This is a genomic window from Rahnella ecdela (assembly GCF_019049625.1).
In the GTDB taxonomy this organism is placed as follows: Bacteria; Pseudomonadota; Gammaproteobacteria; order Enterobacterales; family Enterobacteriaceae; genus Rahnella; species Rahnella ecdela.
In genome coordinates this window covers 18,691-27,382 of sequence record NZ_JAFMOY010000098.1, presented here as the reverse complement: position 1 = coordinate 27,382, position 8,692 = coordinate 18,691, and the positions used below count along the sequence as shown (strand labels likewise).

At 55.7% G+C, this 8,692-nt stretch carries 1 protein-coding gene and 1 pseudogene; both read right to left on the bottom strand.

Features of this window, described 5'->3' with window-relative positions; all coding sequences use genetic code 11:
• Positions 1-93: 93 nt before the first annotated feature.
• A pseudogene (locus J1784_RS01800) lies at positions 94-1,048 on the bottom strand (integrase core domain-containing protein).
• 846 nt (positions 1,049-1,894) lie between these two features.
• On the bottom strand, positions 1,895-8,551 hold the full coding sequence (locus tag J1784_RS01795; RefSeq protein WP_217147770.1) for an Ig-like domain-containing protein: 6,657 nt from the start codon (positions 8,549-8,551) through the stop codon (positions 1,895-1,897).
• Positions 8,552-8,692: the final 141 nt, after the last annotated feature.

Below are 8,692 nucleotides of genomic sequence, written 5' to 3'. Positions count from 1 at the left end.
AAGGGCAAAGGCTATTTGTTCTTCGGTGTAACGGGTCTTTTTCATGGTTGATATGCCTCTCAGTGAGATGAAAGAAAGACCGGATACTTCAGTTTAGACTGGCACTGTTTTCAGGGAGGAGATCACTTTTTGCAGGCTTCGGATAAATTCTACCGGAGTTTGGTTATTTAACGAGGAATGTGGCCGGTACTGGTTATATTCCTGCCGCCAGTGCTCGATCTTCTCCTGAGCATGTTCCAGTGACAGTAAGCAGTGCATGTTCAGACATCCATCACGCAGGCTGGCGTTAAATGACTCAACCAGGGCTTTATCTGTGGGCTTCGCCGGGCGTGAGAAGTCCATTGTTACTCGGTTTTCATACGCCCAGCGGTCCAGCATTTTCGAATTAATTCGCTGCCGTTGTCCGTCTGTAGCCGCTGTGGTACACGCTGCTGTGTCTTCCTGACCCGTTCCATCATGGAGTCCACATCATCACCGCGAAGTCCCTGACCTACCTCCATCGCCACGCATTCACGGCTTACAGTCAGGGCACGGATACGGCGTCCTTTGAACAGATTATCAGCAACGAAATCCATGCTCCAGAACTGTTCCACAGCGGTCATGGATCCGCTGCATACCATAACGAATGCGGATTTCTGCAATCTCCCATATCCCCTGCCATCACGGCAGCTGCCGTAGTTACAGACCCTTCGGCTCTGCATCATCAGCCTGCATCCCCTGCGAACCCCGATGCTGTACGCCGCCAGCAGGTATTCGACCGCCTCGCGTTTCTGCACCGGCCTCAGAACTTTTTTCGGATGACCTCCTGCCGCATTTCCTTGTCCAGACCGACATCAACGGCCAGCCGTTTAAGGCGGTGATTCTCTTCCTCCAACTGACGTAACCGGCGCCGTTCTGTCACGCCCAGGCCGCCAAGCTTCTCCTTCAAATTGTAAAAAATAGCCTCAAAAATCCCCATCTTTCTGCACACTTCATCCACCTGAGTGCCGGTTTCGGCCTGTTTAAGGGCAAAGGTTATCTGTTCCTCGGTATAACGGGTCTTTATCATGGTTGATACGCCTCTCAGTGAGATGAAAGAAAGACCGGATACTTCAGCACTGCTTTCAGGAGGAAATCAAACAGCTCGAACCCTATCCTCATATGAATGCATTATCTTTCTCTTGGGTGTCCAAGAAATCGCCCACAACTAGTAGTGGCTGCGCCAGCTCACCGAGTACTGCTCTGATTTGAATGTGCCCCCGGGAACCTTCGCCACTGCCCGGCTTCAAGCCATTTTCGCAGCTTATTCAGGCACGTGGAGGGATTAGGCTTATAGTAGACATTTATTGAAAAACTGAAACCTCGTGTGTCCACCGTGAAAGAAACCCTATTCGCCTAACCGCTGCAGCTGGAAATGCGCATTGGAGGCCGATCACCAGATCTGCGATGGCGGCGTGGTATGAAGCTGCCCAAGTATAACTAATGGTCAGCGGGCCAAAATTTATTATGCCGTTTTGCGTGGGAGCTTTTCTGTGAACTGCTGCGTGCCCTAGGGTACGCCTGATCGAACCGTAACTACTGCGGATCGGTTATCATGGACACAGCGTGATTTTTTCCCGCCGGGAGGCGCCCTTGATAACAGATTTATCGGGCTGGATACGCTGCGAATGTTTATGATTGCCGCGGAAGTTGACAACTTGATGACGCAGCTGGTTGCTGCTACCCAACAGGCGGTGTTGGCGGGTGTGCTAGACGATTTGCGCTGTGTTGATGGGGAGTTATGATGCAGATGGAAAACCGCCGCCTGTCAGCCCCTCCATAAAACGTTATACGAAGATGTTTTTGTATGGATGAATGTCCAACCCGGTTAAACTCCCACTCCACTCATGAGCGGGAGTTTAACCGGGAATGATCGTCAAAATTGCATCTTATAGGTACCACTCATATTTGCGGTGGAAATCGTCATATTCACCGTTGAATCAGCAGGTGCAGATATTTTCAATGCCACTGAACTCAGGTAATTGACCACATTATTCCCCTTCGTTGTATTGGTGCGCCAGTAGTAAGTCACGTCGCTATTGTCAAAGCTAACGTAAGCCTCTTCACCTACATCGCTTGCTTCGCCGCTCGGATCAAAATGCACTGTCCAGACTTCTGAGCCGTCACGGTTGCTGAATAGTATGCCCTGGGTTTTTACCACTAGGGTACTGGTCACCTCACCCAAATTTGCCGTTATCGTATGAGTACCAGAGCTCGCCAGGCTAGACGATGCTCCTTTTCCGGAGATAACATTGCCAGCTTTAATACCTTTGAGTTGCAGCTCTCCTTTGTTATCCGTGATCCCGTTGACAGTACTGGAACCACTGTCGACAAATGAAAAGACGTTGCGATAATTGAGATTATCAAGTGTCAGGCTAACTGCAGCATCGGTTACAGGGTTGTTGTTGTAACTGTCGGTTACTTTAACCACCAGCGTATTCGACTGACCCGCAGCAGGAACGGCGAGCTGGCCGTCAGCCAAGGCAAGCGTCGAGATAGTCGGATTCCCTATAAAGGTCACCGACACCATCTGCGCATGTGTACCACTGTCCAGTGAAGCGGTGACGTTACTCACCCCACCGCCACCATGGGTGCTGGTCAGGGTCATGGTTAATGAACCATTGGCATCTGTCACCCCGCTGGCTTCAATCATCGCGTCATTATCTGCCGCGAAGTTGACCTTCACACCCGGCACCAGGTTACCGTTAGCATCGGTAACAATCACTTTTACGCTGTTTCTGTCTGTACCATCGGTGATGGCACCGTCAGTGACAACGCTCATCGCCCCGTCAACAATGATAGCTGTGCTCGCATCAGCCACAAAGGTGGCTGGCACACTCTGGCTGCTACCATTCACGGTGGCCGTTACATGACTGACGCCTGCGGTCACGTTATTCAGACTTACCGTGACTGTGCCATCAGATCCTGTCACGCCGGTTGCCGCAATGGTCGCGCCGTTATCGGCACTGAACGTCACGGTCATATCCGGTACCGAATTGCCCTTGGCATCCGTGACGGTCAGTTGCACGCTGTTGTTGTCGGTGCCATTAGCCAGCGCGTTGTCTTTGGTGACAGTCATGCTACCTGCGGCAATCTGCGCGGTGCTGGCATCCGCCACAAAGGTGACCGGCACGCTCTGGCTGTTGCCATTCACGGTGGCCGTTACATGACTGACGCCTGCGGTCACGTTAGTCAGACTTACCGTGACCGTGCCATCAGGCCCTGTTACGCCGGTTGCCGCAATCGTCGCGCCGTTATCGGCACTGAACGTCACGGTCATATCCGGTACCGGGTTACCCTGGGCGTCCTGCACCACCGCTTTCACCGAGTTGGTGTCCGTGCCGTTGGCCAGGGCGTTGTCACCTTCCACGGTCAGCGCGCTCACTGTCGCCCTGGCCGCGTCAGCGCGGAAGGTGACGGTCACACTCTGGCTGCTGCCGTTGATCGAGGCAGTAATCTTACTGCTGCCTGTCACCGGGCTGGTGATCGGCAGGGTCAGGGTGCCGTCAGGCCCGGTGTCAGCCGTGGCCGCAATGGTGGCCCCGTTATCCGCCGTAAAGCTCACGGTCTGCCCTGACACCGAATTGCCCTTGGCATCCGTGACGGTCAGTTGCACGCTGTTGTTGTCGGTGCCATTAGCCAGCGCGTTGTCTTTGGTGACAGTCATGCTGTCTGTGGCAATCTGCGCGGTGCTGGCATCCGCCACAAAGGTGACCGGCACGCTCTGGCTGTTGCCATTCACGGTGGCCATTACATGACTGACGCCTGCGGTCACGTTAGTCAGACTTACCGTGACCGTGCCATCAGGCCCTGTTACGCCGGTTGCCGCAATCGTCGCGCCGTTATCGGCACTGAACGTCACGGTCATCTCCGGCACCGGGTTACCCTGGGCGTCCTGCACCACCGCTTTCACCGAGTTGGTGTCCGTGCCGTTGGCCAGGGCGTTGTCACCGTCCACGGTCAGCGCGCTCACTGTCGCCGTGGCCGCATCAGCGCGGAAGGTGACGGTCACACTCTGGCTGCTGCCGTTGATCGAGGCAGTAATCTTACTGCTGCCTGTCACCGGGCTGGTGATCGGCAGGGTCAGGGTGCCGTCAGGCCCGGTGTCAACCGTGGCCGCAATGGTGGCCCCGTTATCAGCCGTAAAGCTCACGGTCTGTCCTGACACCGAATTGCCCTTGGCATCCGTGACGGTCAGTTGCACGCTGTTGTTGTCGGTGCCATTAGCCAGTGCGTTGTCTTTGGTGACAGTCATGCTGCCTGCGGCAATCTGCGCGGTGCGGTTATCTGGGATGAAGGTCACGGGGAGTGATTTACTCTGCCCGTTGGTCTGCGCGGTAATGACACTGGCTCCAGCCACCAGACTGGTTACCGATGCCAGGTATTCCCCGTTCCGATCGGTGACGCCTTCCGTGGCCACTGATGCACCATTGCTGGCGCTCATCGTCACCCCCATCGCCGTGGCCAGGTTGCCGTACGCATCTTTCACCACCACTTTCACCGTGTTCGCGGCACTGCCATTGGCGATGGCATTGTCACTCTGCGCCGTCAGATCGAAAACCTTCGCCGTGGTTTTGTCATAAACAAAGTGCACCGTGACACTCAGGTTGCTGCCATTTATTGATGCCGTGATCAGGCTGTCACCCGCCACTGTGCTGGTGACCGGCAGGATCAACGTGCCATCAGTTCCGGTCTGACCGCTGGCGGCGATGTTCGCACTATTTCCGGCGCTGAAATTGACCGTCTGAGCTGCCAGTGCATTGCCATTGGCATCAGTCACCCGCACCTTAACCTGGTTTGCCGAGACATTGTTAGCCACCGCGCCATCACTTGCCACCTTGAAATCACCCGCCGCAAGCTGTGCAGTGCTGGCATCTGCCACAAAGCGCGCATTAACATGCTGACTGACCCCGTTGACTGTCGCCGTGATGGTGCTGGTGCCAGCCATAGTGCTCATCAGGGTCGCAGTCACCTCACCCCTTGCGTCTGTTACACCACTTGCCGTGATGGTGGCTCCATGAGTTGCACTGAAGCTTACCGATATCCCGCTAACCGGGTTACCTGTCGCATCCGTGACGGTTGCACGCACGGTGTTGGTATCACTGCCGTTGGCCAGTGCGTCGTTGTCGACCATCACCAGCGCCCCATCAGCGATTCGTGCCGTATTACCATCCGCTTCAAAGCTAACAGTGACACTCTGGCTGCTGCCGTTAATTGTGGCCGTTACCAGGCTGTCACCGGCAGTGATACTGGTTATCGGCAGGGTAATTTCGCCGTTGCCGTCGCTCACCCCGCTCGCTGCAATAGTGGCACCATTGTCAGCTGTAAAGCTGACCGACTGCCCGTTCAGGCGGTTGCCATTAGCATCGGCCACCACCACCTGGACACTGTTTGTCGCTACGCCATCTGTCGCAGCGTGGTTCGTCACCACCGTCATGGCGCCACTGGCGATTTGAGCAGTTGCGGCATCAGCGATAAAGGTGGTCGGCACGGTTTGTATCAAACCCTGCGCGCTGGCCGTTACCGTGGCGGTGCCAGCCCGGAGGCTGGTCAGCGTAGCCTTAGCAACACCGCTGGCATTGGTAGTCACACTGTCGGTAACGCTAGCACCGTTATCCACCGCGAAGGTGGCCACCACATTTTTCAGTGAGTTACCGTTGGCATCGGTCAGCGTCAGTTCGACGCTGTTGGCTGCCGTGCCATTCGCCACAGCGCCGTCTGCCGTCACGGTCAGGGTGCCCTGGGCGGTGGAGGCGTCAGCGATAAAGGTGGTGGTAGCCGCCTGGCTGCTGCCGTTAATGGTAGCGGTGACCAGGCTGTCACCCGCTTTAAGGCTGGTGAGGCCGACGATAACCAGGCCGTTGCTGTCGGTGCTGGCGGTGGCGGCTATCGTCGCCCCGTTAGTGGCCGTGAAACTGACAGTTTGCGCCGGCAGCGGGTTGCCCTGCGCATCGGTGACTTTAACCTGCACTTGGTTACGGGCAGTGCCATTGGCGATTGCATCGTTGGTGATGACCGTAAGGTCACCCGCGGCGATTTGCGCCGTGCTGCCGTCGGCCACAAAGGTGACCTTCGCGGTCAGCTTCTCGCCGCTAGCCGATTGCGCGGTCACGGTACTGCTGCCGGCGGTGGTGCTGGTGAGGGTGGTGCTCAGTTTGCCATTTGGACCCGTGACCCCACTGTCGGCCACGACTGTCGCACCATTATCGGCCGTGAACGTGATACTGCTCCCGGCAATCGGGTTGCCACTGGCATCGGTCACCGTCAGTTCGACGCTGTTGGCTGCCGTGCCATTCGCCGCAGCGCCGTCTGCCGTCACGGTCAGGGTGCCCTGAGCCGTGGACGCGTCGGCAATAAAGTTCAGTTGCACAGCCTGAGTGCTGCCATTCACCGTCACCTTAACGGTCACCGCACCGGCATGAGTATTGGTCACGGGGACCGTCACCTGCCCCTGATCGTCAGTGACCGCACTTTCCGTCACAAGCGCACTGTCGGTAGCACTGAAAGTGACCTTCTGGTGCGCGAGTGGATTACCGCTGGCATCCGTGACGGTCACTTTGACACCTGCCGGGGTTTTGCCATCGGCAGGTACGTTATCTTTAATGACAATGAAATTACCGTCTTTAACTTGCGCAGTACTCTCATCGCTGGTCAACAGGACATCCGTGGTGACATTACTGAGCGTGCTTCCCCCAGCTTCGGCTGTAATGGAAGCGGTGCCTGTCAGTGTGCCACTCAGTGTCGCGGTGTAATTGCCTGCGGAGGTTTCTTTCAGGACACTGAGGCTGGTGCCTTCGATACCAAAAATGTGCAATTTGACGTCGCTACGCCCGACCAGGGGACGATCCAGGCTATCGTGCAACGCCAGCGTCAGCGTGCTTATGGCTTTACCATTCGCTGCAATACTCTTAGGAGAGGCGGACAGTAACGAGTGGGCAGCATCGGGCTGCGCGTCCGCAAAATGGATCGTAACGCGACTGCTTTCTCCATTGCTGAGTTGTGCTTCAACCGTTGCTTGACCCGGCAGAAGGCTGACAACGTCAATCGACACATTCCCTTGCGCATCCGAAAGGATTTTTTTCGTGGTTGTGCTGCCCTCAGGTAGCGTTATCACCAGAGTGACCCGTTCACCGGGCAGCGCCTGTTTGTTGCCATCCACAATGTGGTACACCACGTTGACAGGCGTCACACCATCTGCTGCGGCATTATCGCCACTCACCGTGGCTTCGCTGCTAAAATGGGCCTGTGGTGGCAGTACTTCGACAGTCAGATGTGCGGGGGATGAATGATTGCTTTTGCTGTCCTGGGCCACGGCAGTCAGAACATAAGTGTTGAGCAGGCGGCTGACGTCAGAGGCTGACTTGCCGTTCTTTCTTGTCTTCGCTGTTTTGGTCGCCTGCGCAATCTGGGCGACTTTCCACGTCGGCAGAGTGAGTTCGTAATGCGTGGCGTCCAGCGCTTTAATGGCGCCTCCAGCCTGCTGGAAAGATCCGCCAGTCCAGCTAATATCTTTCAGCCCATGTTTACTGCTGACCTTTGCAATAACTGTCAGGGTACTTTTGCTCTCTCCCTGCACACTCTCAGGTGCGAGATGTAATTTGATAATCTGCTGCTTGCGGTATTCGAGGATAATATTGTTATTACGCTCCACCAGGTCATAACGGCTGCGTGCCAGCTTGCGCATCGCATCCACTGCCGCAGGAGAAGTGTTGCCTGCCCAGGACTGGTCCAGCTGATAAGTGAGGGCCATATTGACGTTGAAATCATTCTGCCCGGATTTGCCCATCTTCTGTTCCGCGCCTAGCGTGAGCATCGGGATCGGCGTGTAATTGACCCCCATCGTAACGGCATACGGATCTTGCTGGCGGTCATCCTTGCCAAACAGCGCAACGTCATCGCCATAGTACTGTTCAAACACCAGTTTGCCGCCAAGCTGAGGATAAGCGGGCATAAACCCGTTGAGCTGAACATCAAAGCCGTTAGCCGGGCGCTCATCGTAATCGTCAAAATCACGGGATTGATGCCATCCACTTAGACGCTGATAGCCATTGACGGAAAACTTAAGGTAGTCCGCCCACAGTTCACCGCCCAGCCCCATACGTGTATTGTTGCCGGTAATATCTTTGTCATAGAAGGCATTAGTCCCAAGCATCCATGCTTCGCTTGGGAAAAATCGAATCCCCAGGCCAAGGTTGACCGTGGTGCGATCATCTTTACGGCGTGCGCCAATCTGGCTGAACAGCATATTGCCTGGGGAGTCGTGAAGCGGCAGCAGCATATCGAGGCTACTGTCACTGAGAGAAAAATTGTTATCCAGGCTGATTTGCGAACGCACGGTACCGAACTGGCTTAGCCAGCCCTCGACAGTGCTGTTTACCGCACTGCCCGCCTGCGCACGCGCTTGATCCGACAGCGCTTCGGATGAGGTCCGATCCTCATCCGAAAGCGTTGTCCCCAGAGCCATCGCCCCGGAAGCTATCTGCTGCTCAAAGGAGTTTTTCGGTGCACTGTCGTGTGATGCTGCAGGAAGCATGTGCTGCTCTTTGGCTACAGCAGGGGCCGCCAGGATAATACCCGACAGGGGAGGGAGAAGTTGCAGAGTTACACAGACCCAGGCAATCAGTTTTTTTTGTAATGAAAGGGGGTGGTCGGCGACGGAAAATAGCATAAGGAT

Coding starts and splice junctions, on each gene's coding strand:
- J1784_RS01795 (WP_217147770.1), bottom strand. CDS start 8,551: ATGCTTCCTGCAGCATCACACGACAGTGCACCGAAAAACTCCTTTGAG.